Origin of the sequence: Paenibacillus sp. B01 (assembly GCF_009649995.1) — a bacterium.
Taxonomy (GTDB): Bacteria; Bacillota; Bacilli; order Paenibacillales; family Paenibacillaceae; genus Paenibacillus_O; species Paenibacillus_O pasadenensis.
On the sequence record NZ_CP045802.1, the window covers coordinates 3,933,172 to 3,958,087 of the forward strand.

The window sequence follows — 24,916 nt, forward strand, 5'->3', positions numbered from 1 at the left end:
CCCTCTCCTATCCGCCTATCCTCTCTATCGGCCTATGCCGCTCTATCGGCCTATCCCGGCCCCCGTCAAAACGCCGGCTGATTGTTTTTCTGGACCGCAATCACATAGCCGATGTCCACCAGCATCGCGGCGGCTTTTTCCGCCGTGCTGACGCCAAGCAGGATCGTCTTCGTCTCGGGCTCGTCGTCCAGCACCGCGGCCGAGGCCAGCATCGATCCCGTATAGTCGAAGAAATTGTCGACCCACAGCAGCGACTCCGCCGTCTGCATGCCGCGCACGGCAGGATCACCCGACTTGCGCTCCTCGTCGATCAGGATGCCGAACGCCGCCGTGCGCAGCACGGTGCGGACGCCGGTGCAGACAAGGTCGATCGCGGCATTGGCTTTGGCCAGCTTCTTGAACGCGGCCGACTCCAGGTCGCTGTACGTTTTCGTCAGCGAGGCGAGCGCCGGCACGAGCGCCTTGGTCGACATGAACGAGGAGATCGCGAGGTTCGTGTCGTCGATCGCCTCCACCGCGTCCCCGCGGGTCGTGCGCCGGCTCATCGCCTCGACTGCCGTGCCGATGCCTTGGACGGCGACGCCGAAAAACATCGCCGGCTTGGACGGCTTGGCGTCGTCGCTCGCCTGCTGGGCCCAGGCGTAGGCGGCGGCACCCGCCTTGAGGAAGGCTCCGATCAGCCCGCCGATCCAGCTGAACCGGTTCAGCGCCGAGAAGCCGGACTGCGCCGTGACGTTGCCGAAGGCGAGCGGCACGATCTCGCCCTTGGCGAGCGGCGCTTCGCCGACGATCAGCTTGTAGGCGATCGTCGCCGGCACGGCGAGCAGCAGCAGCATACCGTCGATCAGCGAGAAGGAGGCGTCGACATGCGTGCCCGGCGCGACGAGCTCGACGAGCTTTTCCACGAACGGGAACCGGACTCTCGCGAACAAGGCGTCGCGCAGCGCCCCCATCAGCGCGTCCATCAGGTCGAGCGAGCGCAGCACGAGCGCCTGCAGCCCTTCGAGCAGCCCCTCCGCGACGTCGGCCGCCACGGCTGCCGCCGCATCGCGGAACGTCTCCAGCGACAGCGCCGACCGTCCCGGCAGCTTGCCGCCGAACAGCGCCGACAGGTCCGCCTCGACGCGGTCCCAGGTGTCGATCAGCGCCTGCGCCTCGTCGGACACGAGCCCTTCGATGAACGTCTCCACCGCCTGGATCGTTTCCGCCGCCGGATCGGGCCCGTCGACATGCACGATCTCGCCGACCGCGTCGTCGAGCTTGCGGCGCACCCAGCTGACGACGCTGTTGCCGGTAATGGCGTCGATGAACTCCCGCACCGGAGACGCGGCCGCCTCCAGCTTGTCCTGAAGGCTCTCGCCCGGAGCCGGCGGGCTGGGCTGGAACGCCGCTCCCCCCTCCGGCCGCCAGCTGTCGAGCGCCAGCATCGCCGAGCGGAAGCCGCTCTCCACGGTCGGCTTGAGCGCGGAGATCCGGCTGCGCACGTAGCCGAGCGCGTCGTCGACCGCCTCCTTCATCGCGTCGCGGACGATCAGCACGTCCTCCCAGCTGAACAGGAACTTGAGGAACTGCCACACCTTGTCGAGCCCCGTCTCCACCTGCCGCCACAGCCAGCGGAAGAAGCCCGCCGCCTCCTCGAGGCAGCTCAGCACGAAGCGCTTGATCTTGCCGCCGAGCTCGCAGACGAAGTGCAGCGCGTCCTCCGCCTTGTGCAGCACGAACGTCCACGCCTCCTCCGCCCGATGAGCCAGTCCCTCGAAAAAGTCCGCGACCGTATGGCCGAGCTGGACGAAAAAGCTCTCCGCGCTCTCCGCCGCCTGCACGAGGCGTCCGATGACGCTGTCGTCCGCGGCCTGCACGCCGCCGCGGCCGTCGGCGACGATGCCCCAGCGGTAGCCGTCCGGCACGGACGAGGCGGAAAGGTCCGAGCGGTACGGGTCTCCGGCCGCGCTGCGCCGGATCGTCCACGAGCTGCCGCTCGGCCCGGCGGCGAGCTGCGCGCCTTGGCGCAGCGCGCTTGCGACGGCGTCGGCCTGTTCCGCGCCCGAGCCGGAGCGCCAGGCATCCGGCAGCAGCGGCTGCTCGCCGCCGGGCATGGCCACCGTCGCCGAGCGCAGCTCCGCTCCGGTCAGGCTGGCGAACCGCTCCAGCGCGGCCGCCGCCGGCTGCAGGTCGAGATGGCCGTCCAGCCCGGCGACCGTCAGCCGATACGACGGCGGCGCCAGCGACTGGACGCGGCTGTACAGGCTGACGCCCCCGTCCGCGCCGGTGACGGCCTGCGCCGAGACTCCCGGGCCGATGAAGGCCGGGCGGCCGCCGATCAGGATGTTCGTCGGCGCGGACGCCTCGACCTGCACGGCGACGCCCAGGCGCGGCTCGCCGGTCGAAGGCTCGACGACGCGCAGCGTGACGGCGTAGCAGGTGGAGGCGATCATCGCGGCCGGATCCTGCACGCGCAGCTCCGTCTCCTGCCAGCTGCGGCCGTCCGCCGCCTGGGCGATCAGCCCCGCTCCGCCGCCGGCGTACACCGCCAGCACGGACGAGCGCAGGCTGCCGTCGCCCATGGCCGGAGCCATTTCCAGCACGCCGGTCCGCACGAGCAGCGGCGCCAGCCAGCCGCCGCCCGCGTCCTGGGCGGCCGTCAGCAGGCCGCCGTCCTGCAGCAGGCACCAGACGCTCGTCGCCTTGCCGCCTGCGGATGGACGCTCGGCCAGGCACAGATCGGTCACGGCCGGCGCGGCCTCCGGCGGCACGACGACCGCCGGCGCGGCCTGGTCGGCGTTGTCCTGCTCGTCCGCCGTCAGCAGGCTGACGCCGCTGCCGCCGACGTACAGGTCGGTGCCGTCCGCTCCGGTCAGGCCCGTCTCCAGCAGGCGGGCTCCCGCCGGACAAGGCAGCGGCACGACCGGCGGCACGGTCGCCGCATGGCCGGATGCGTCATAGTCGGGGAACGGCCGGAACATAAGCGTGTCGGTGCCGCTGCCGGTGCCGAGCACGTACAGCCCCGAGCCGTAGGTCGGATGCACGCCCGCCTCGAAGTCGTAGATCTCGTCCAGCGTCGTCGCCGGATTGAATACGAGCGCGTCGGCGAAGCCGGTTTTGCCGCCGCTGCGGAGCAGATAGAGCAGGTCGCCCGCTCCCCCGTGTCCGGCCAGCACGGCCGTCCAGCTGCCGTCGCCCTCGTCCAGCACGCGGATCGCCTCGACGCGCCGCCCTTCCCTCGTCCCGCCGTCGGTCCAGATCAGCGTCTCCCAGGCGGTGGCGGCGCTGCTCAGGTCAAAGGCCGTCCAGATCCGGCTCGCGCCCGTACCGCCGGCCTCCTCCGTCGCGACCGCCAGCGCGATCCGGTCGTCCTCCGTCCACGCCGCGCCGATCGCCTGCACGCGGGGCGATCCGTCCGCCGTCCGTCCGGGCGTCAGGTCGATCGTCTGCCAGCCGTCGGGCGACTCGAGGTCGCGCCGCGCCAGGAACAGCTCGCCGTCCGTGCCGATGCTGAGCAGCATCGGCAGCACGGCGCCGCCGCGATGGTCCGGCAGCGAGACAATCCGCCGCTGGTACCGTCCGACCTCCGCCGGATCGGCGAGCGCCTCCGGTCCGAATACGCGCGCCTGCTCATAGTGGTCGATAATGTCGGAGCTGACGGTGAAGCTCCACTCCTTGCCTGAAGCATCCTTTGCCGAGAACGCCTCCACGCGGGGCTGCTTGTCTGCCATATCCATCCCTCTCCCTTCTAAGGTCGCGCCTTAAGGCGCCTTGTAGATCGCGTCCAGCAGCAGGTCGCCCGTCGCGCCGGAGAACCGGAAGTTCTGGAAGGCGAACACGCCTCCGCCCGGCGGCACGAAGCTATGCTGCGACAGGTCGAGCTCGAGCTGCGAGAACGCCTGCCGGAGGCCGGACTCCAGCTCGCCGACGATGTCGCTGGCGGCATGGGTCATGATTTCCAGCAGCGTGCCGCCCGTGATGCCGAGCAGCTTCGGAATTTCCGAGAACGCCTCCTCGACCTTGCCGAAGCCGCTCGCTTCGCTCCGGGTCGTATGGAAGTCGCCGAACGAATAGTCGAACTGCGGATCGAGCCGGAACGCGCTCGTGCCTCCCGGCGTCGAGAGGGCGACGCTGCCCGTGATCGGGGCTTCGCCGGCGGCGTCGAGCTTGGCCGTCTCCATGCCGGCCGGGCCGAGCGTATGCTCGCGATAGACGAAGGAGCAGTAGACGCGGCCGGTGACGTCCATCGAGGCGCTGCCCGGGCGGATCGCCACGTTCAGCTCGAAGCCTTTCGTCAGGTCGATGAAGTGGTCGATGATGTCGCGGCTGCGGTTCGACTCGGTCTCCTCCCGCTGGAAGCGGCGGTTCAAGCCGTCCGCCTGCGGCTGCAGGCCGCCGAGCGCCTTGGCGAACTGGGGCATGAGATAGTTGTCCACGAACACCTCCTTGCGGATCGCGAGCAGGCCCGAGACGAGCCCCTTCGAGCCGTCCAGCATCGCCGGATCGATCCAGCGGTCCTGGAGCGCGACGCGCGCGCCGTCCTTGTCCGCCGGCAGCGGGCGTCCGGCGAGCGCGCCGAGATAGCTGAGCGTGCTCGCGGCGGGCGCTTCCGGCACCGCATGCACGTCGAACACGAAGTCGGTCAGCGCGAACGTCGGAGGCTGCTGCTGGCCCGCGTTGCGGCGCACGACCGTGCCGAGCAGGAAGTCGTCCGAGTCGCCGGACTGAAGCAGGCCGCCGAGCAGCGACAGCGCCTTCACGCGCGCCGCTTGCGGCACGTCCGGCGGGATGTTGACGTCGTGGTTGTCGGCCATCAGCAGGTTCGCGTTCGTCAGCTCCAGGAACAGGTACTCGATGGAGAACACGTCATCCGGCAAGCCGGCCTGCTGCTTGGCGGAGTCGATCGCGTCCTGCGCCGTCTGGGCGCTGGCCGGGTCGATGGCGCGCAGCGCCTTGAGATCGACCGGCTTTTTGTCCAGATCGGTGAGGAAGGACACGCTCCAGTTGTCGATCGGCGCCTCGGCGGCCTCGTCGTTGTCCTCGTCGTAATACGTGACGGTGCCGCTCAGCAGCGTCAGCGTCACTTTCACCTGCGCCAGCTTGGCGTCCGGCACGTTCAGATCGACGCGCAGCGGGGCCAGCGTCGCCGTCAGGCCGTACGGGGACGGCGTGCCGTCCTTCTTGAGCGGATGCAGCTTCAGCGTCTCGTCGAGCTGGCGCCGTCTTTTCCAGGCTTTCCAGGCGTAGCCGAGCTGGCTGTCGAGACTCGTCTGGGCGAGCGCCAGGCACAGGTCGAAGTCGGTCAGGGCATTGCGGCTGTCGGTCATCGTTTTTTGCACTCCTTTTCGGATGGGGATCGGTGGAAAGGGGAATGGCGGAAGGGCATGGCGCTGCGGCACCGTTCAATCGTCCGCCGTCTGCGTGCGGTCGACGGTCTTGCTGGCGAGATAGCCGGCATGGCTGATGCCGAGCACGGCGAGGAAGCCTTGGCCCAGCGTCGGCAGCTGCCCGAGCTCCTCCGCCGGGACGGTGCCGAACAGCTGGAGCAGCAGCGCGCTGTAGGCGGCCGCGCCGACGAGGGTGAAAAAGAACAGCTGCAGCTTGGCCAGGTCGACGTAGCCCGCGGTCTTGAGCTCCTCGCCCTGGAACAGGTCGTTCCACGCCGCATCCTGGAACCGCGGCTTGGCGAGCAGGATGCCGTCGCCGGCCGCCACCTGCTCCGGATCGAGCTTGGCTGCCGCGGCCGGATCCGGCTGCTTGTCCTGCTTCTGCGCATGGATGACGGGCGCGGCGACGAGCGAGGTGACGCTGATGCCCATGAGCGCCCACAGCTGCCAGTCCATGTCGATCTGCAGCGCGGCCGTCGGGTCCGCCAGGCCGTACGCTCGCAGCGAGGCGGCCGTATAGTAGGCGGACAGCAGCAGCACCGTCCAGACGACCGTCTGGAAGCGGGACAGGCTCATGACGTTGCGCTCGTTCACGAGCAGCCCGCGATAACGGCCGGTCAGCCGCTTGCTGACGAGTCCGCACAGCAGCGCCAGCAGCAGCGCATGTCCAGCCCAGAGCGCCCCCTGGCCGGAGCTGAGCGACTCCTTCAGCTCGGCGAGCCGCTCGGGATCGAGCGCGGCGGGGGCGGCAGCGACGACGGCCAGCGAGGAGCCGGCCGGGAGAGCGGGCGCCGCTTTCAGGGAGCCGGGCGGGGAAGCCGCGGCGGCAGCCAGGGCGCCCGCTCCGGCGGATCCGCCTGCGGCAGCGTCTGCGGACGGATCCGTTCCGGAGCCGAGCCCGTTTGCCGTCGAGTTCGCTCCGAGGGCGGCGGCGCTCGTTGCTCGGGGAGGGCCGAGCAGCCGGGAGACGGCGGTTTTGGCTGCCTGCCGGTCCTTCAGCTCGTCGGCCGTCACGGGCAGCCCGTCGGTCCGGCCCCGATCGAGCTCGGCGATGAGCGTCCGCGTCGGCGCCTTGGTGAGGTTGTACGCGGTCACGAGCGGCGGCAGCAGCGCCAGCGCAAGCACGAGCAGCGCGATCGCCGCCGGCAGCGCGGCGCCGCGGATCGGACGCGGCGGCTTGCGAAGCGTCAGCTCCATCGGCCGCTACCCGGCCGGCACGGCGATGCGGAAGCCGCCGCCGTCGCCGCTCGACTCGTTCGTGTCGACCGATAGGCCGCAAACGGTCGTGCTTTGCAGCTGCCGGATATTCCAGCCGGCGAACGCCTCATGCCCCCGCCAGCCGCGCGACTCCGCCAGCCAGGCATAGGCGACCTGCGGATGCTCGGCGCGGATGCGGCTGCAGCTGTAGCCCGAACCGTAGATGCCGATCGCGTACGGCTTGCCGCCTTTGCCGGCCGCCTCGGCTCCTTCCGCCTGCACCGACTCGACGACGCCGCGAATGTAGTCGCGCACCGGTCCGTTCAGATCCGCCTCGGAGGCGTCGTAGTCGACCGTGAAGTAGATCGGCGTACCTCCCGGCTGCCCGATCGTCCGACGAGCGTAGGCCGCCGCGTCGGCGCCGTCTTTTTTGCCGGCCTCGTAGTCGAAGTAAGCCGCGCTCGTCGGAAAGCCGTTCTCCCACACCGCGACGATGTAGAGCCCCTCCGCGCTCAGGGCGGCCGCCTCCTCCCTCGTCAAATTCTTCTGCGGCCGGTTGCGGTTGTAATAGCGGCCGACGAACGCATAGCCCGCCTCGTGGATCGCCTTGACCAGCGAGTGGCAGTTGACCGCCGTGTCGATTCCTTTCGCCATCCTATCCTCTCCTTTCGACTTCCTGTCTCCGTTATACCGGGACGGCGCGTCATTCGGACAGAGACGGGCGTCGCCGTTTTTGTCCGTATATGCGGTGACGGGCGTAATGGAGCCGGGGGGCGGGGGATGACGGACGTCATGGAGCGGGGAGGCCGGAGATGGCGGGCGTCATGCAATTCCTCGACTGCCTGCTTCTTTGCCGATGCGTAGATGGACTCTTTGCTTGCTCAACGCCGCTCCGCGGATGGACCATTCTGCTTGCTGTTGCGCCGCTCCGCGGATGGCCATCTGCTTGCTGTTACGCCGCTCCGCGGATGGCCCCTCTCTCCGATTCCTGTGAAGCCCAGATTCCTCTGATCTCCCTTTCCGAAACGGAAGGAATCCGGCCTTCAAGGGAACCGCTCCGCTTCTCCAAGAGGGTCCATCCTCTCCGCTCCAGCTTTTCGCCGCCACCGCCATCATGCTGCGCTTCCTCGTTCCTGAGTAAATCGATTTTTCGAGCTGGCGAGCAGTTTCCCCGCCCGCACGATTGTCTCCAAGGACAGCACAACTCCCAGTTACTCGGTTTTTCCGCGTAACTCCACCCGCCTGCCCCCCCTCACACCCGAGCTGCTCGGTTTTTCCGCGTAACTCCACCCGCCTGCATCCCCGTACACCCGAGTTACTCGGTTCTTCCGCATAACTCCACCCGCCTGCATCCCCGTACACCCGAGTTACTCGGTTTTTCCGCGCAACTCCACCCGCCTGCATCACCTCACACCCGAGTTACTCGGTTTTTCCGCGCAACTCCCCCCACCTGCCGCCCCGTACAACCGAGTTACTCGGTTTTTCCGCGTAACTCCACCCGCCTGCATCCCTTCACACCCGAGCTGCTCGGTTTTTCCGCGTAACTCCACCCGCCTGCATCCCCGTACACCCGAGTTACTCGGTTTTTCCGCGCAACTCCACCCGCCTGCATCACCTCACACCCGAGTTACTCGGTTTTTCCGCGTAACTCCGTTCATGTAACCAACTTGGCTAGTGGGTCTCCTCTGCAACCCGATTTTTTCGGGCTGCAAGCTCGCTCCCCGTCTTCCATGCAGTTGAAGCCGGCACATGCTGCCTGCGCCGACAAAAAAAGATGTCCCCCTTCATCCGCAGCGGATGAAGGGGGACATCTTTGACGTTACAGCTCGATTTCGCGCAGAAGCAGTACGGCCGCCGTTCGGTCGCCGACGCCGAGCTTGCTGTAGATGACGCTGGCATAGTTGCGGATCGTGCCTTCGTTCATGAACATGGCAGCCGCGATCTGCTTGTTGGACAAGCCGCTGCGGATATGGCGCGCCACCTCCAGCTCACGCTCGGTAAACCCCCACGCTGCTCCCGCAGGCGTGCCCGGCAGCCTGCCGACGCCCGTGCGATGGCCGGAGCTCGCGGTGACGCGCAGTCCTGAACCGGGTCCTCCCGAACGCCATGCTTCTACGGATCGACCCTGGCCTGCTCCCGCTCGACCAGATTCCCGCGGCTGCCCAGCGCCTGCTGCTCCCGCTCGCCAAGATTCCGCTGGCTGTCCAGTGCCTTCACCCGCTCGATATCCTGCGCCTGCGGCTCCGGCTGGCGCCGCCTCCTCCGCGAGCCGACGCAGCTGCGCGGCGACGTTGGAGGCGACGGCGGCCGGCATGACGAGCCGGCCTTTGGCGGCGTCGCGGATCGCGTCGAGCAGCTGCGGGGCGTCCATGTCCTTCAGCAGATAGCCGCATGCGCCCGCCGCGAGCCCGTCCCGGACGTAGCCGTCGTCGAGGAATGTGGACAGCAGCAGCACGACGGTGGGCGAGCCTTCTTCGGCGAGCCTCCGAGCGCACTCGATGCCGCCCATGCGGGGCATCTGGATGTCGAGTAGCAGCACGTCCGGCTCCAGCTCGCGGACCCGCTCCAGCGCCTCCGCTCCGTCCGCCGCCAGACCGACGACTTCCATGTCGGGCTCGAGCCGCACGATCGTCTGCAGGCCGTCGCGCATGAGCGCCTGGTCGTCGGCGATGACGATGCGCAGCGGACTCATGGCGTCCCGCCTCCTGGCGAACGCGGTTCGGAACGATCCGCACGCTCGCTGGCCGCCGCTCCGTCGCACGCTTCTCCTGCCTCGGAGGGAGCCACCCCATCAGCGAGCGCTGTCGCCGCCTCCGGCTCGCGGCTCAACGGCAGCACGGTCCGCAACCTTGCCCCGCTGGCCGTCTCCTCCGCCGATGCGGCCGTCTCCGCCGTTTCATCCGCCGTCTCCGCCGTCTCTTCCGCCGACACGGCTGCCTCCCCCGCCTCCGCCGCCTCCGCCGCCTCCCCCGCCGCGGCCGCCTCTCGCGGCAGCGGCAGCGCGGCCCGCAGCTCCGCGCCGCCGCGCGCGGACGCGGCGAGCGTCAGGCTGCCGCCGGCTTCGGCGAGCTGCCCCTGCAGGGCGCGCAGCCCGAAGCCGGGCTCCGCGTCGCCGCTCCAGCGGCCGTCGTTCCAGAGCGACAGCGCGATCCGCCGCCCGCCCTCGGCGGACGGCTCCACCTCCGCCCGGCAGGCGAAGCGCTGCGCTCCGCCATGGCGGATGCCGTTGGTGAGCCCTTCCCGCAAAATATCCCGCAGCAGCCGCGCCTGGTACCAGCTGAGCGGAGGCAAGCCGCCGAAGCTTGCTTCCACCCGGACGCCGCTCGCCCACTCGGCTTCCCGGGCCACCTGCTCCAGCTCCTCGCCCGCCGACCGCCGCACCGAGCTGTCCGCGGCGATCGCGCGCACCGAGCCGCGGATCTCCTCCAGCCCCTTGCGCGCGAGCTGGCGGGCGATCTCCACCTTGGCCTCGGCCTCGTCGCCCTCGCCGGCGGCAAGCAGCCGCCGCGCCGCCTCCAGCTGCACGATCGCCGCCGTCATCGTATGGCCGACGCTGTGATGGATCTCGCGGGCGATCCGCCCCCGCTCCTCCAGCACGGCCACCTCGGCCATCGCCTCGTAGGCCGAGCGGATGGACGCCTCCAGCTGCCGGCCGCGCTCCTCCAGCTCCTGCGTGCGGCGGCGGACCGCCTCCTCGAGCCGCGACTGCGAGCGGGACAGCTCCACGGCCGCGCGGTAGGCGCGGACCGAGGCGTAGACGGTGCTGAACAGCTTCGAGCTGGTCAGCTCCGTCTTTTCGCGATAGTCGTTGATGTCATAGCTGCGGATGACGTCCGACTCGGGAGCCTGGCCCGGCTGCCCGGTGCGCAGCACGATGCGGACAAGCGCATTGCCGAGCTCTTCCCGGATCGATCTCGCCAGCCGCAGTCCGGCATCCTCCGTCTCCATGACGACATCCAGCAGCACGACCGCGAAGTCGGCATGCCCGCGCAGCAGCTCCAGCGCTTCCGCCGCGCTGTAGGCGCTGTAAAAAACGAGCGGCCGTCCCTCGAACGTCTCCGGCCCGAGCACGAGCCGGGTGACGCGGTGGATGTCCGGATCGTCGTCGACGATCAGGAACTTCCAGCCGGAGCCGTCTTCGGCCGCCGGCTCCTCCTCCGGCGCGAAGCCGATCTCCTCTTCCTCCATCCTCTGCTCCTCCTTCATGACCGATTCCTTGCCTGCGCCTGCCCGCCGTCCCTCCGTTCGTGCGCCTGCTCCTCGCCCGTCTCCTCCGCCGCCTCGGGCAGCTCCAGCTCGAAGCGCGCGCCGCGTCCGGGCTCGCTCCAGATGCGGACCGCTCCCCCCCAGGTCGTCGCGACGAGGCTGTACACGAGGCTGAGGCCGAGCCCGGTTCCTCCGCGGCCCCGACGCGTCGTCACGAACGGATCGAAGATCCGCGCGGCCAGCTCCGGCTCCATGCCGACGCCGTCGTCCTCGAATTCCACATAGAGCCCCGCCCGCTCCCGCAGCCGCGAGATGGTGATCGCGACGATGCCGGAGCCGCCCTCCGGATACGCATGCGTGACGGAGTTGACGAGCAGGTTGGTCAGGATCTGATAAAAAGCCCCTACATATCCCGTCGTCTCCAGCCCCTCCTCCGCCTCGACCCGCACGTCCAGCCGGACGCCGGATTCCCGCAGCAGAGGGCTGAGGCTGATCAGCACGTCGAGCGCCGCCTGCTTGGCCTCGAACCGCTGGGGCAGTTCGCTCGCCTGGCCGGCGGCGACCTGCTTGAAGCTGCGCACGAGCTGCTCGGTGCGCTGCAGGTTCGACAGCAGGATGGACGCCGACTCCGAGCTTTCGGCCAGGAACCGCTCGAGCTCGGTCCGCTTCATCTGCCCGGAGGCGTACAGCTGCCGCAGCCGCTCGGCGCGCTGGGCGAGATGGCTCGACGCGGTGACGCCGATGCCGATCGGCGTGTTGATCTCATGGGCGACGCCGGCGACGAGACTTCCGAGCGAGGCCATCTTTTCGGCCTGCACGAGCTGCCGCTGCGCCGACTCCAGCCGTCCCATCGCCTCCTGCAGCTCCGCCGTCCGCTCCTGCACCCGCTGCTCGAGCGTCTGGCTCCACTCGTCCTTGAGCCGGTCCATCGCCAGCAGCCGCCGCGCCAGCTGCTCGGCCTCGGCGAACGAGCCGGCGTACTGGCGGGCGAGCAGAACCGACTGGAAGAGAGAGAACGCCAGGAAGCCGAGCGGAGCGAGCGAGGCCGCCCGCGTCAGGTCCGCCATGTAGAAGAAGTCGTGGATGATCGTAGCGGCGAGGACGGCGAAGCCGCAAAGGAACAGCAGCGCCCCCCGCTCGCCCCGGGCGACGGCCACGGCGATCGCGCCGGCCCCGTACGCCATGACGAAGCAGGCGTAAAGCTCCGCCGGCAGCAGCGCATGCTCGTACACCCGCTGCTCCGTCAGCAGGCATAGCAGCGCTCCCAGGCCGCCGACGGCGTCGGAGGCGCGGACGAGCCGGCGTCCGACGAACGCCGGATACAGCTCCCGCAGCATCCGGGTCAGCAGCAGCAGGCCGAGGTAGAAGATGAGGTAGAGCGCTTTGGCGAACCATTGCCAGTCCAGCTCGGGAAAGATCGTATAGACAAGGCGGTCGTTCACCAGCAGCGTCCGCACGGACATGAGCAGCGAGAACGAGCCGACATACAGCGAAGCGAGATGGCGCCGCCGCACGGCGAATACGAGCAGATGGTAAAACGCGATGATGCCGCAGGCTCCGAAGGCGAACCAGGAGACGGCCGCGTCGCGGCGATACGCCGCTTCGAGCTGCGCTTCCGTGCCGATCAGCGGGCTTCGCTGGAAGCCGCTTTTATAGTAGTCGTAGTTGGACAGCTGCAGCACGAGCTCCAGCTCCGGCCCGTCTCCTCTCTCCAGCGGCGCCACCTGCACGATCTGGCGCGGCACCGCCTCCTCCCGCGAGCAGGCGACGACGCCGGCCGACGCGGTCTCGCGGCCGTCCGCCCACAGCCGGTACGAGGTGAACGTATTGCCGAGCTTGACGGCGAGCAGCGGCAGCTCCTCCGGCAAAAGCGCCGTCAGACGCAGCGTCGCGCAGCCCTCCAGCGGATAGGTCCGTCCGTCGATCGGCTGCCTGTTCCAGTAGCCGGGCACGTCCATGTAGCCGGCCGGCTGCGGCGGCGCTCCGGCACCGGCATCCCAGCTGGCGGGCTCCAGCAGCCGGCCGGGGTAGAACTCCCACTGTCCGCGCAGCGCGATCGCCTCGTCGAACGGCTGGCCGGTCAGGTCGATTTTTCCCGCCGTCGCCGCAGGCGCCTGCTCCCCGCCGCTATCCGGCACCAGCAGCGTCCAGGCCGCCGCCCCCCCGATCGTCAGCAGCAGCAGCGCGGCCGGCAGGAGCCGCCATCGCTTACGGCTGGACGGTCGGAATTTCGGCATCCTTCAAATACCTCAGCTCGCGGGCGAGCACAAGCCCGGCGGCGAGCGGCAGGTCCTGGCTCTTGGCCAGCAGCTTGGGCGTATAATAATTCGACGGATGCCCGCGCTCCATCCAGCCGAGGCGCATGTAGGTTTCCGCCACCAGCTCGCTGCAGAAGAACGTCTTTTCATCCGCCTGGCAATCCCAGCTCCCCGCGAGCAGCTCCTCGGCCATCTTCGTCAGGCTCGGGAACGACGCGTCATGCACCTCCTCGACGAACGCCTGGAACTTGTCCAGCGTGTCCGCCGGCCTGTCTCCCTGCAGCTGCCGGAACGCGTACCGCGAATCGTACCGGTCCGCCTCGTCGGTCGCGATGCGCTCGCGCAGCCGCACGAGCATCGGTCCGGTCTTGATGCGATGCTGCTCGACGTCCTCGAGCGTCTCGGTCGTCGTCGACTCCCACAGCAGCGCCTCATCGAAGCCGGGCAGCCTTACGACCATGCCGACATGCGACCATTCCGAGCGGCTGATGATCTCGATCTCCTCCGATTCGAGGAAAATGCCGTGAAAAAACACCAGGTCCCCCGTCTGAAGCGTGCGTTCCCATTCCGTCCAAGCCGATTGCAGAGCCATTGCCATCCCTCTCCCCATCACCCATGTCGCTGCCGTCCGCAGGCGCGCCGCATCGTCAAAAAGCCCGTTCATCCGAGTGCCGCCTCGTGTCGTGTGAGCAGGTGCGGCTGGCGGAAAAACAGGCCGTGCGGACGCGAAGGTCCTCGCGCAGGAAGCGCAATCCAATTTTACCATGAAAGCGCTGCTTCAGGCAGGAGACTAAAGGCATGGTTTGCCGTTTTCGCGGGGGCGGGTTAAACTGAGATATTCATTCCAAAGAAGAGGAAGGTGAGCCGCTCTATGCTGGAAGTGCGCCAATCCCCGAATACGACGGGCGAATTCACCCGAGGCGTCTTCGCGACCCGCGACATCGCCAAAGGAACGCTGTTCCACGAGGCTCCGGTCGTCACATACCCGAACGAGGAGCATGAGCTGATCGAGCAGACGATCCTCGAGGACTACGTGTTCAACTTCGGGGCCAACCACGGCGCGCTCGTGCTGGGATACGGAAGCCTGTTCAACCACTCCTACGAGCCGAACGCGGTGTACGAGCTGAACTTCGAGCAGCTGACCGTCGAGTTCTACGCCTATCGCGACATCGCGGCGGGCGAGGAGATCATGATCAACTACAACGGCGAGCCGGATTGCGACGACCCGCTCTGGTTCACCGAAAACGACGAGCCGGAGGAGAAGTGAGCCGGACGTAAGAGGCGCGGCCAGCAGGGGCGTTTTTGCCCTTGCTCCGCTCGGATCGCTCGGCGCGGGCGCGAGCCCAGCCCGATGCAGTCTGGCGCCTGCGGACGCGGCAAGTTTTCCCTTGCCCGCGGCCTCGCTTGCCCTTTCCATCCATATATCGTAATATTAAGTTATAACGATTCTTTTTCCCGAAAGGAAGATCCGCCCATGAACACCGACAGCCGAGCGTTCGAGGAGGCGGCGGAGCTGCTGAAGGCGCTCGCCCATCCCGTGCGGCTCTGCATCGTGAACGGCTTGCTCGCCAAAGGCTCCTGCAACGTCAGCTTCATGCAGGACTGCCTCGGCCTGCCCCAATCGACCGTCTCCCAGCATCTGCAGAAGCTCCGCGCCGCGGGCATCGTGCAGACGTCCCGCAGCGGCCTCGAAGTCCACTATACGATCGCCGACGAGCGCGTGAAGCAGCTCGCCGGCATCCTGCTCAAGGAGGAGACCCCATCATGACCCGCAAAAAAATTCTGATCGTCGGCGGCGTCGCCGGAGGCGCTTCGGCCGCCGCCCGGCTGCGCCGGCTCGACGAGAACGCGCAGATCGTCCTGTTCGAGCGCGACGACCATATTTCCTTTGCCAACTGCGGCCTGCCCTACTACATCGGCGGCTCGATCCAGGACCGCTCCCGCCTGCTCGTCCAGACGCCGGAGGCGATGACCGCCCGCTACCGGCTGGACATCCGCGTCCGCAGCGAGGTCGTCGCCGTCAATTCGGCGGTCCGCACGGTCACCGTGCGCACCCGCGAGGGACAGACGTACGAGGAGACGTATGACGCCCTGCTGCTTTCTCCCGGCGCGAAGCCGATCGTGCCGTCCGTGCCGGGCGCCCGCCTCGGCGCGGTGACGACGCTGCGCAACCTGGCGGACACCGACCGCATCAAGTCGCTCGTCGACCGCCAAGGCACGCGCTCCGCGCTCGTCGTCGGCGGCGGCTTCATCGGCGTCGAGATGGCCGAGAACCTGCGCGAGGCCGGACTTGACGTGACGCTCGTGCAAAGCTCCGGCCAAATCCTCGCCCCGTTCGATCCCGAGCTCGCCTCGATGCTCCAAGCCGAGCTGGAGCGCGCAGGCGTGCGCGTCCTGCTGCATGAGACGGCCAAGGCGTTACGCGAGCTCGCCGGAGGCGCCGTCGAGACCGAGCTCGCCGGAGGCGGCCTCGTCCGCTCCGAGCTTGTCGTGCTGGCGGTCGGCGTCGAGCCGGACACCGCTTTCCTTCAGGGCAGCGGCATTGCGCTCGGCGAGCGCGGCCACATCCTTGTCGACGAGTCGATGCGCGCGAGCGCGGAGGGCGTCTACGCCGTCGGCGACGCCGTGCTCGTCCGCGAGTTGGGCAGCGGCCGCCCGTCGGCCGTGCCGCTCGCCGGCCCCGCGAACAAGCAGGGCCGCATCGCCGCCGATGCGATCTGCGGCCTGCCGTCGACGTACAAGGGCGCGCAGGGCACGTCGATCATCAAGGTGTTCGGCTTGACCGGAGCGGCGACCGGCCGCAGCGAAAAGACGCTGCGCGAGCAAGGCGTCCCGTACGAAGCGACGTACGTGCATCCCGCCTCCCACGCCGGCTATTATCCAAATGCCGCGCCGATGGCGCTCAAGCTGCTGTTCGCCCCGGACGGCGCTATCCTCGGCGCGCAGGCGGTCGGAGCGGACGGCGTCGACAAGCGCATCGACTCGATCGCGGCCGCGCTGCGGCTCGGCGGCACCGTCCACGATCTGGCGGAGCTGGAGCTCGCCTATGCGCCGCCTTACTCCTCCGCCAAGGACCCGGTCAACATGGCCGGCTACACGGCGGAGAACATCCTCGCCGGACGGATGCCGGTCTTCCATGCGCCGGAGCTGGCGGAGCGCGACGAGTCCGCGACGCTGCTCGTGGACGTCCGCTCGGTCATGGAGCATGAGGCCGGCCACATTCCGGGCTCGCTGCTGGTGCCGGTCGACGAGCTGCGGGAGCGCCTCGCCGAGCTCGATCCGGACCGCGAGATCTGGGTGTACTGCCAGGTCGGCATGCGCGGCTACACCGCCTCCCGCATCCTCGCCCAGCACGGCTACCGGACGCGCAACCTGAGCGGCGGCTTCAAGACGTACCGACTGTTCGAGGCGGCGAAGCGGATGAGCGAAAAAGCCGCGGAAGCAAGCCGCCAAGCTCCGGCTGCGATGCCGATCGCGGCGACGGCGGAAGCTCCGGACAGCCCCGGCGGCAAGGCCGTCGGCGATGGTGGCTCCCCGGAGCCGGACGCGACGCTCGACGCCTGCGGCCTCTCCTGCCCCGGCCCGCTCGTCGAGGTCAAGCGGCGCATGGACGCGCTCGAGCCCGGCCAAGTGCTGCGCGTGCAGGCGACCGATCCCGGCTTCGGCGAGGATGTCGGCGCATGGGCCCGCATGTACGGAGCGGAGCTGCTGCAGTCCGGCCGCGCGGCAGGCGGCCGCTTCGAGGCGCTGCTGCGCAAGCGGCCGGCAGCCGGCGCACAGGCGTCGCCGTCCGCAGCGGCAGGCGCCGCAGCGTCCGCCGCTCCGGCAGCCGCTCCCGCCACGCCCGAGGGCAGCACGCTCGTCGTCTTCAGCGGCGACCTCGACAAGGCGATCGCCTCCTTCATCATCGCCAACGGCGCCGCCTCGAGCGGCAAGAAGGTGACGCTGTTCTTCACCTTCTGGGGGCTCAACATCATCCGCAAGCCGGAGCGCGTACAGGCGGACAAAGGCCTCGTCGGCAAGATGTTCGGCCTGATGATGCCGCGCGGCAGCACGCGGCTCGGCATGTCCCGCATGAACATGGGCGGCCTCGGAGCCAAGATGATCCGCGGCGTCATGAAGGGCAGCGGCATCTCCTCCCTGGAGGAGCTCATCCAGACGGCGCTCGACCAGGGCGTCGAGATCGTCGCCTGCTCGATGTCGATGGACGTCATGGGGCTGAAGCGCGAGGAGCTGATCGACGGCATCAAAGTCGGCGGCGTCGGCTATTACCTCGGCAAGGCGGACCAGTCGGGCATCAATCTGTTCATCTAGCCGAAACCGCATGGGGCGGACAGAAGGGCCTGGAAAAAGGCCGCCTGCCCGCCCCATGCTCCATTCTTGCGGTTTCATCCTCCGATGCGCCCGCAAGCGCCTGAAAAAGGGTATACTGGCGTCATGGAGGTGACTCGCATGAAGCGAACGACCCGCTCCGGCCCGGCCGGAGCCTTGCTTGGCGGCGAGCTCCCGTCGGACGTCGAATGGACGGCCATCACCGGCTGCGACGCGTCGGCGGACGGAGCGTTCTGGTACGCCGTGCGCTCGACCGGCATCTTTTGCCGGCCGTCCTGCCGCTCCCGCGAGCCGCGGCGCGACCGCACGCTCGTGTTCCGGACGCCGGAGCAGGCGATGGCCGCCGGCTTCCGATCCTGCAAGCGCTGCGAGCCGGAAAAGGCCGCCAAGCCCGACGAGGCCTGGCTGTCCGAGATGGAGGGACTGATCGCCGAGCGGCTGCGCGCCGGACTGTCCCTCGGCGAGCTGGCGGACGCCGCCTGCCTGTCGCCCTGGCATCTGCATCGCCGCTTCAAGCGGGCGACGGGCTTGACGCCGCAGCAGTACATCCGCCGCGAGCGGATCGCGCGGGCCAAGCGGCTGCTGGACGATACGGAGCTGACCGCGGGGGCCGTCGCCAAGGAATGCGGCATCCCTTCCGCGAGCCGTTTCATCGCTTTGTTTCGCCAGGAAGCGGGCTGCACGCCCGCCGAGTACCGCCGCCGGACAGGCGGAAACCGAGATGCCGAGGGAGGCAAGGCCGAATGAGCGCAGAAGAGAACAGGCTGTACTGGAGCGTGCTGGAAAAGGACGGCTGGCGGCTGCATGCCGCGGCGGATGCGGACGGCTTCGCGTTCTGCGGATCGCAGGACGCGCCGTTCGAGGAGCTGGCCGAGTGGGCGGCGGCCCGCCGGCCAGGCGCGGCGCTGGAGCGGTCGGACCGCGTCCTCCAGCCCTATCTGGACGAGCTCGCCGCTTTGCTGAGCGGAGCGAGCCGCGAGTTCCGGCTGCCGCTGTCGCTCGGCGGCACCGCATTCCAGCGGACCGTATGGGACGAGCTGCGGCGGATTCCGTACGGCGAGACGCGGACGTACGCCCAGATCGCCGAGGCGATCGGCCGTCCGTCGGCGGCGCGCGCCGTCGGCGCGGCGATCGGGGCGAATCCGGTGCTCATGCCGGTGCCCTGCCATCGCGTCGTCGGCTCCGGCGGCACGCTGACGGGCTACCGAGGCGGGCTGGAGATGAAGCGCCGGCTGCTGGAGCTGGAAAGCTCCGTCCGGCTGCGGCTCTCCGCGGAGCGCTGAGCGAGCCGGCTCACGGCGGCGGCGGCGGCGGCGTGGAGCGAGCCGGTGAACGTTGGCGGCGGTGCGGCAGCGATGAGCGAGCCGGCTCACGGCGGCGGCGGTGCGGCGGCGTGGAGCGAGCCGGTGAACGTTGGCGGCGGTGCGGCAGCGATGAGCGAGCCGGCTCACGGCGGCGGCGCAGCGGCGTCGTGGAGCGAGCCGGTGAACATTGGCGGCGGTGCGGCGGCGTGGAGCGAGCCGGTGAACGTTGGCGGCGGTGCGGCAGCGATGAGCGAGCCGGCTCACGGCGGCGGCGGCGCGGCAGAGAGTCGGCGGCGAAGCGTTTGAGGCGGCTTCGCCGCGACATGCCGTCCTCGACAGGAAAAAGCGTCCAGCCCCATTCCAGGGGCTGGACGCTTTACGAAATAGGACTTCTTCGAGCTGTCCCAGCAGCCGACTGGCGCGGCTCTCCAGTGCCATTTTTACCGCTAAGGAGAGCCGTTCCTCAGCTGCGGGGCTTCCTAAGACAATTTTGCCGCTAAGGAGAGCCATTCCTCAGCTGCGGGGCTTCCTAACGCCAATTTTGCCGTTAAGGAGAGCCATTCCTCAGCTGCGGGGCTTCTTAACGACAATTTTACCGTTAAGAGAGCCGTTCCTCAGCTGCGGCGCTTCCTAACGCCAATTTCACCGTGAAGGATTCTCCGACTGAACGAAGCCTCCGTCCCTGCGGCTCCGACCGATCCCGCCCGCTACTCCTGCTGCTTGCGGTAGAGCAGCCGCGACGCGAGGATGCCGACGACGCCGAGACCGATGAACAGCACCGCCCGCACGGCCGTCGAGACGCCAGGCAGATCGACGAAGATGACCTTGATCAGCGTCAGGAACAGCAGCACGATGCCGGCGGCTCGCACCTTGGACTTATGCGCCAGCAGGCCGATGGCGAACAGCGCGACCGCATATGCGACCCAGACGGCGGACAGGACGAGCGAGCGGCGGTCCGGATCGAGCGTCTCGGCGAGCACGAGCGTCAGCTGCGTGAGGAACACGAGCACGAGCAGCCCCCCGCTCCAGAGCAGCAGCGGTCCGGGACCGCTCGGCAGCTCCTTGTGGCGCAGCGGCCGCAGCAGGAAGTACATGGCCGCCCAAGCGGCGAGCAGCGCGAGCCAGCCGAACGTCTCCTCCGACCATGCCTCGCGGATCGGGGCGTTCAGCACGAGGCCGACGCCGAGGAACAGCGTGGCGGCAGCCGCTGTTTTTTGCATCCAGGAGGACAGCCGGAGGCCTAGATACAGCGATGCGACGCCCTGCGCGAGCAGCACCGGACCGAGGTAGCGGTACGAGGCGGCGTCGAAGGCCAAAAGCACCCAGCCCAGCGTCGAGGCGGCCGCGTAGAGGCGCATCCGGTCCTTGTCCAGAGAACGGAAGCCGAAGGCGGCTCCAGCCAGCAGCAGCGACAGCGCGGCGATCGTCCAGCGGTAGCCGGACGGTCCGGCCAGCTCATGCAGCCAGGCCGCGTTCAGCGCGAACGAAGCGAGCAGCAGCCCTTGCCGCTCCGGCCGCTTGGCGAACTCCGCATCCCGCAGCGACAGTCCGAGCTGCAGCCCATAATGCAGCAGCAGCGCGCCCAGCACGAGCCAGCGCTCGCCAGGTCCGTCCGCGCTGACCCCTCCGAACAGCATCGGCGGCAAAAGCAGCACATACGACAGCACATAGGCGATCCGGAAGCCGAATCGGTAGCTGAGCAGCAGCGCCGCGCCAGCAAACGCCGCCTCGTAGCCGATGAACAGCGGCAGGCTCGGAGCGACCGAGTCGACGAGGAACGGCACGAGCGCGCCGGCGACTCCGGCCGCCAGCATGAGCGCCTGCGACCGGTAGCGGAGCGAGCAGCCGACGAACAGCAGCACGGCGGCGACGTACAGGGCGAAGGCCGCAGCCGGGCCGATGAAGCCGTACAGCATGTGGGCGGCGAAAAGCGTCAGCACGAGCACTCCGTTCGCGCCGCCAAGCAGCGTCTGCGCCAGCGCTCGCCGATCCTGCTTCATCCAGCGGACGCCCAGCCCGAACATCGTCGCCGAGGCGGCCAGCCCGATCCAGCAGCGGATCGCCGGCGTGATGTAGCCCGCGCTCGCCGCGGCCAAGAAGCCCCACAGCACGCCGATCAGCAGGACGACGATGAAAATCCGCGGCAGCCATATCTGGCCGATCTGGCGCTCCCAATCCACCGGCGGCCGCGGCGAATTCGCTCCCGCTCCGGCTCCGGCCGCCCCTGGCTGGCCCGGCCGCCCTTCGGCGCCCGAATGCGCAGACGCTCCGCTCCAGCCGGCAGCCGGATGCCCTGCCGCCAGCGGCGGCTCTGCCGCGCCTGCGGCCGAGCTCTGGCCGGCCCATGGAGCTCCCGCGAGCGGTCCTTCTTTCGAATGAGCTTCAAGATGGCCAGCCTGCGGAGGCGAAGCGGCCTGATTGGGCCCGGCAAGCGAATGCGTCCCTGTCTGCTGGCCGCTGCCCGGCGGATGCGCCCCTGTCTGCTGGCCGCTGCCCGGCGGATGCGCCCCTGTCTGCTGGCCGCTGCCCGGCGGATGCGCCCCTATCTGCTGGCTGCCTGGCGGAGGCGCCGCCTGCAGGTGGCTTCCTGACGGACGCGCCCCGGAATGCTCCTCTGCCTGCAGCTGGCTGCTTGGCGGTTGCGCCTCTGCCTGCAGCGGCCCCCCGTCCTGAAGCAGCCGCCCGTATCGGTACAGCTGACGCCGGAGCTCCCGCACTTCTTCCTCGAGCCGCGCGACCCGCGCCTCCATCGTTTCCTGATTCATCGGCGTCCCCCTTCCGCATCGCATGGTCGTCCTATTATGGCAATGCCTTCCATCGCCTGTCAACGCTTTCGACGGGATGCGGCGGCTGTTGATATCATGCCTCATCCTGCCTGCTGCGCATGGCTCGCAGCCATTTCGTGAGCCGGCCGATTCCAGCTGCAAAAAAAAGAGGCTGTCCCTCGGTCAATGACTCTGACCTCTAGGACAGCCTCCGCAGAAAGCCGCGATGCTTGGGGATCATCCTGCCGCCAAGCGATTCCGGCTCGGCCGCCTCATCGCTGGCTCTGCAGCTTCCAGCCTAAGAGCGTGCTTGCAAACCCGCTCCGAGGCATCGCGTCACGGCCTTTTCGCCTCCTGCTTCGTCACGCAGGCTTGACGTACCCCCGTACGCCATCGCCTACGTTCCTTGCAGGGATCGAAAATTTCGGCAATATCGGCTTTCTTCGGAGCATGCAGACACGACTCAGCCGAGCTTGCGAAGCTCCTCGTTGTAAGCGCGGAGCAGCGTGAGCCGGCCCGGGCGCACCCGGTCGGCCTCGAGCAGCGCCCGCTCGACCTGGGCGTCGCTCAGGCCGAGCTCGGTCGGGCTTCCCGGTCCGCCCGCCAGAGCGAGCAGCTCCCGAATCCGCTCGCCGGAAGGCAGCGAGCCGACGATCCGCTCGATCTCGCTCCAGGCCGGACCTGCCGCGGCGGCGACGCGCGACGCCGCCTCCGCCGACACGGGAGGCAGGCTGGCGTACGTTGAAGCAGCCAGCTCGGACTTACGGCTTGGCGGCGATGCCGGCTCAGCCCCTTCGGCCGCTCCCGGCCTCGCCTCTGCATCCACTCCCGCAGCCCGCCCTGTGCCCGCTGCCGCAGCAGCTGCCTCGCCGCTGCCTGCCCCTCCGTCCTTGCCCGAAGCAGCGGCGACGATGGCGCGGTAATAGTCGGCGATGATCGCGCATGCGACGCCCACCTTCGCGCCGTGCAGCAGCGGCCGCGCGCCTGCGCGGTGAAGCTCCATTTCCCAGTAGTGGGACAGATGATGCTCCGCGCCGGACGCCGGATGGGACGCGCCGAGCAGCAGCATCGCGAGGCCCGATTCGATCAGCGCCTCGGCGAGCGTCTCGACGCCGGATGCCGCTCCGCCCCGCTCGGCCTCCGCCTGCGCGCCATCGACGGCTCCGTCCTGCCCAGCCTCCGCTTGGCCGCTCACAACCGCTCCGCCCTGCTTCGCCTGCGCGCCACCGGCGGCCTCGCCGCCTCGCAAGCGATCCGCTTGCTCGATGCTTCGCCGCAGCGCGCTGTCGGTCAGCGCCGCCACGCCTGCGCTCCAGCCGCCCTGCGCGCCGCCCGACAGCAGATGCTCGATCCGCCAGTCGGCGAGCGACGTCAGCTTGCCGAGCATGTCGCCGAAGCCGGCGGCGGTCAGCGGAGCCGGCGCGGCCTGCAGCAGCCCGGTCTCGGCGAACACGGCCGCCGGGCCGACGGCCGCGACCGTCGTCTTGACGCCGCGCAGCAGCAGCGGCGCGCCGAGCGAGGTGAAGCCGTCGACCGAAGCCGCGGTCGGCACGCTGACGAACGGAATGCCGAGCGCATAAGCGGCGAAGCGGGTCAGGTCGTGGATCGTGCCCGCTCCGGCCGCGAACAGCACGTCCGCTCCCGCCGGCTTGGCCGCGAGCAGCAGCTCCATGAGCGACGCCTCGTCGGCGACGACGTCCCCGGCGGCATCCGCCGCTATGACGGCGACAAAAGCGTCGATGCCCGCCTGCTCAAGCAGCCGCTGCAGCCGCCGGCCCGCCGCGGCGGCCGTCCGCTCGTCGCAGGCGATCGCCGCCTTGCGCCAGCCTTGGCCCGCGATATAGGCCGGCACCCGCTCCAGCGCGTCCGCCTCGACAAGGATCGGCTCCGGCAGCGGGCATGCCTGCAGCCGCTCCTCCAATCCAAGCGCCTCCGCCTGGCGGCGGAAGCTTTCCCTCAGATCGCTCATGACCGCACCCGCCGCCTAGCGGCCGAGCCGCCAGGCCAGGTCGCTCCAGCGCAGCTCCTGGCGCAGGCGCCCCGGATCGGTGCCGCGGCCGATGACGACCGCCTCGATGCCCGCCATCTCCGCGAAGTCGAGCAGCTGCTCCGTCTTCACGACGTACGAGAAGCCGGTATGATGCGCGCCGCCGGCTGCGATCCAGCCCTCGACCCCGTCCTTGAGCGTCGGCAGCACCTTCCACAGCACGCGCGCGACCGGCAGCTTCGGCAGCGGCTTGCTGACCTCGACCGCCTCGACCTCGTTCACGACGAGACGGAACCGTCCGCCGAGATCGACGATCGTCGCGTTGAGCGCTTCGCCGGCGCGGCCGTTGAACACCATGCGCGCCGGGTCCTCCTTGCCGCCGATGCCGAGCGGATGCACCTCCAGACGCGGCTTGTCGGCCGCGATCGTCGGGCAGATCTCCAGCATATGCGCGCCGAGCACCAGCTCGTTGCCCGGCTCGAGATGGTAGGTGTAGTCCTCCATGAACGAGGTGCCTTCGTTGCCCGCCATCACCTTCATGAGGCGCACGAGCGCGGCCGTCTTCCAGTCGCCTTCGCCCGCAAAGCCGTAGCCGTCCTCCATGAGGCGCTGCACCGCGAGGCCCGGCAGCTGGCGCAGGCCGTGCAGATCCTCGAACGTCGTCGTGAACGCCGTGAAGCCGCCTTTCTCGAGGAAGGAGCGGATCGCCAGCTCCAGCCGCGCCTGGTAGGCGATCGCCTCGCGCTGCTCCGGCCCCGGAGCGACGATTTCATAGCGCTCCGCGTAGAGAGCCATCAGCTCCTCGACCTGCTCCGCCGTCACGGCCTCTACGCGCTGAGCCAGATCGCCGACGCCGTACGTGTTGACCGACCAGCCGAACTTGATCTCCGCCTCGACCTTGTCGCCCTCGGTGACCGCGACCTGGCGCATGTTGTCGCCGAAGCGGACAACCTTGAGCGAGCGGCTCTCGGCCAGCGCCGCCGCCGTGCGCTGCCAGCCGCCGAGCTGGCTCAGCACCGCCGCGTCCTGCCAGTGGCCGAACACGATCTTGCGCGGCACGTTCATGCGGGCGGTGATGAAGCCGTGCTCGCGGTCGCCGTGCGCCGACTGGTTCGTATTCATATAGTCCATGTCGATCTCATCCCACGGGATGTCGCGGCTGAACTGCGTCGCCAGATGCAGCAGCGGCTTGGTCAGCGCGCTCAGGCCGCCGATCCACATCTTGCTCGGAGAGAACGTATGCATCCAGGTGATGACGCCCGCGCAGAGCGGGTCCGCGCTTGCGCTGACGAGCGCCTGGCGGATCTCGTCCGGCGTCTTGACGACCGGGCGCAGCGACACCTCGTACGGCAGTCCTCCTTCTTCGTTCATATGGCGGACGATCGCAGCGGCGTTCGCGGCGACCTCCTGCAGCGTCTCGGGACCGTAAAGATGCTGGCTGCCGGTCAGGAACCAAAATTGATAGGCGGGTACAGTGGGCATAGTGTCAGCCTCGCTT

17 protein-coding genes are annotated in these 24,916 nt (G+C 69.0%); 6 read left to right on the forward strand and 11 right to left on the reverse strand.

Annotation, left to right across the window (positions count from 1 at the left end; genetic code table 11):
* Positions 1-65 precede the first annotated feature (65 nt).
* The 8 genes from GE073_RS16950 to GE073_RS16985 form a co-directional block, all read right to left on the reverse strand.
* Positions 66-3,713, reverse strand: coding sequence for a hypothetical protein (locus GE073_RS16950; protein ID WP_153783911.1), 3,648 nt, complete (start codon positions 3,711-3,713; stop codon positions 66-68).
* 30 nt (positions 3,714-3,743) lie between these two features.
* Positions 3,744-5,309 (reverse strand): hypothetical protein, encoded by a 1,566-nt coding sequence (locus tag GE073_RS16955; protein WP_153783912.1) that lies wholly within the window; start codon positions 5,307-5,309, stop codon positions 3,744-3,746.
* 75 nt (positions 5,310-5,384) lie between these two features.
* A complete protein-coding gene (locus GE073_RS16960) occupies positions 5,385-6,566 on the reverse strand; it encodes a hypothetical protein (RefSeq protein WP_153783913.1) in 1,182 nt (393 codons plus the stop codon).
* 6 nt (positions 6,567-6,572) lie between these two features.
* Positions 6,573-7,220 (reverse strand): DUF1906 domain-containing protein, encoded by a 648-nt coding sequence (locus tag GE073_RS16965; protein ID WP_153783914.1) that lies wholly within the window; start codon positions 7,218-7,220, stop codon positions 6,573-6,575.
* Between the two features lie 1,165 nt (positions 7,221-8,385).
* Positions 8,386-9,258 carry a response regulator transcription factor gene (locus GE073_RS16970; RefSeq protein WP_153783915.1) on the reverse strand — a complete coding sequence of 291 codons (873 nt, stop codon included), beginning with the start codon at positions 9,256-9,258 and terminating at the stop codon, positions 8,386-8,388.
* The gene (locus tag GE073_RS16975) at positions 9,255-10,754 is read right to left on the reverse strand and encodes an ATP-binding response regulator (protein WP_228551590.1); all 1,500 of its coding nucleotides are present in this window, start codon (positions 10,752-10,754) and stop codon (positions 9,255-9,257) included. The genes GE073_RS16970 and GE073_RS16975 overlap by 4 nt, the downstream gene beginning before the upstream one ends.
* Before the next feature lie 14 nt (positions 10,755-10,768).
* Entirely contained in the window at positions 10,769-13,009 is a 2,241-nt protein-coding gene (locus tag GE073_RS16980; protein ID WP_101807862.1) for an ATP-binding protein, read from the reverse strand.
* Positions 12,981-13,622 (reverse strand): C40 family peptidase, encoded by a 642-nt coding sequence (locus tag GE073_RS16985; protein ID WP_052332883.1) that lies wholly within the window; start codon positions 13,620-13,622, stop codon positions 12,981-12,983. The genes GE073_RS16980 and GE073_RS16985 overlap by 29 nt, the downstream gene beginning before the upstream one ends.
* Positions 13,623-13,901: 279 nt before the next feature.
* Between GE073_RS16985 and GE073_RS16990 the strand changes: the two genes are divergently transcribed.
* The 6 genes from GE073_RS16990 to GE073_RS17015 all read left to right on the forward strand — a co-directional run bounded on the left by GE073_RS16990 (position 13,902) and on the right by GE073_RS17015 (position 18,972).
* Positions 13,902-14,297: an SET domain-containing protein gene (locus tag GE073_RS16990; RefSeq protein ID WP_028597207.1), complete on the forward strand. Its 396-nt coding sequence runs from the start codon at positions 13,902-13,904 to the stop codon at positions 14,295-14,297.
* Between the two features lie 207 nt (positions 14,298-14,504).
* Positions 14,505-14,798: an ArsR/SmtB family transcription factor gene (locus GE073_RS16995; protein WP_028597208.1), complete on the forward strand. Its 294-nt coding sequence runs from the start codon at positions 14,505-14,507 to the stop codon at positions 14,796-14,798.
* Complete coding sequence (locus tag GE073_RS17000; protein WP_101807863.1) at positions 14,795-17,344, forward strand: DsrE/DsrF/DrsH-like family protein; 2,550 nt, start codon at positions 14,795-14,797, stop codon at positions 17,342-17,344. Before GE073_RS16995 ends, GE073_RS17000 begins: the two co-directional genes overlap by 4 nt.
* 138 nt (positions 17,345-17,482) lie before the next feature.
* Positions 17,483-18,109, forward strand: a complete 627-nt coding sequence (locus tag GE073_RS17005; RefSeq protein WP_180968379.1) for an Ada metal-binding domain-containing protein — start codon at positions 17,483-17,485, stop codon at positions 18,107-18,109.
* The gene (locus tag GE073_RS17010; protein WP_028597210.1) at positions 18,106-18,645 is read left to right on the forward strand and encodes a methylated-DNA--[protein]-cysteine S-methyltransferase; all 540 of its coding nucleotides are present in this window, start codon (positions 18,106-18,108) and stop codon (positions 18,643-18,645) included. Before GE073_RS17005 ends, GE073_RS17010 begins: the two co-directional genes overlap by 4 nt.
* Before the next feature lie 45 nt (positions 18,646-18,690).
* Positions 18,691-18,972 carry a hypothetical protein gene (locus GE073_RS17015; protein ID WP_153783917.1) on the forward strand — a complete coding sequence of 94 codons (282 nt, stop codon included), beginning with the start codon at positions 18,691-18,693 and terminating at the stop codon, positions 18,970-18,972.
* Between the two features lie 401 nt (positions 18,973-19,373).
* Here the strand turns inward: GE073_RS17015 and GE073_RS17020 are convergent, their stop codons facing one another.
* The 3 genes from GE073_RS17020 to araA form a co-directional block, all read right to left on the reverse strand.
* Positions 19,374-21,431, reverse strand: coding sequence for a DUF2339 domain-containing protein (locus GE073_RS17020; protein ID WP_153783918.1), 2,058 nt, complete (start codon positions 21,429-21,431; stop codon positions 19,374-19,376).
* A 463-nt stretch (positions 21,432-21,894) separates the two neighbouring features.
* Positions 21,895-23,400 (reverse strand): iron-containing alcohol dehydrogenase, encoded by a 1,506-nt coding sequence (locus tag GE073_RS17025; RefSeq protein ID WP_101807866.1) that lies wholly within the window; start codon positions 23,398-23,400, stop codon positions 21,895-21,897.
* A 15-nt stretch (positions 23,401-23,415) separates the two neighbouring features.
* Positions 23,416-24,900, reverse strand: coding sequence for an L-arabinose isomerase (gene araA / locus GE073_RS17030; protein ID WP_101807867.1), 1,485 nt, complete (start codon positions 24,898-24,900; stop codon positions 23,416-23,418).
* Positions 24,901-24,916: the final 16 nt, after the last annotated feature.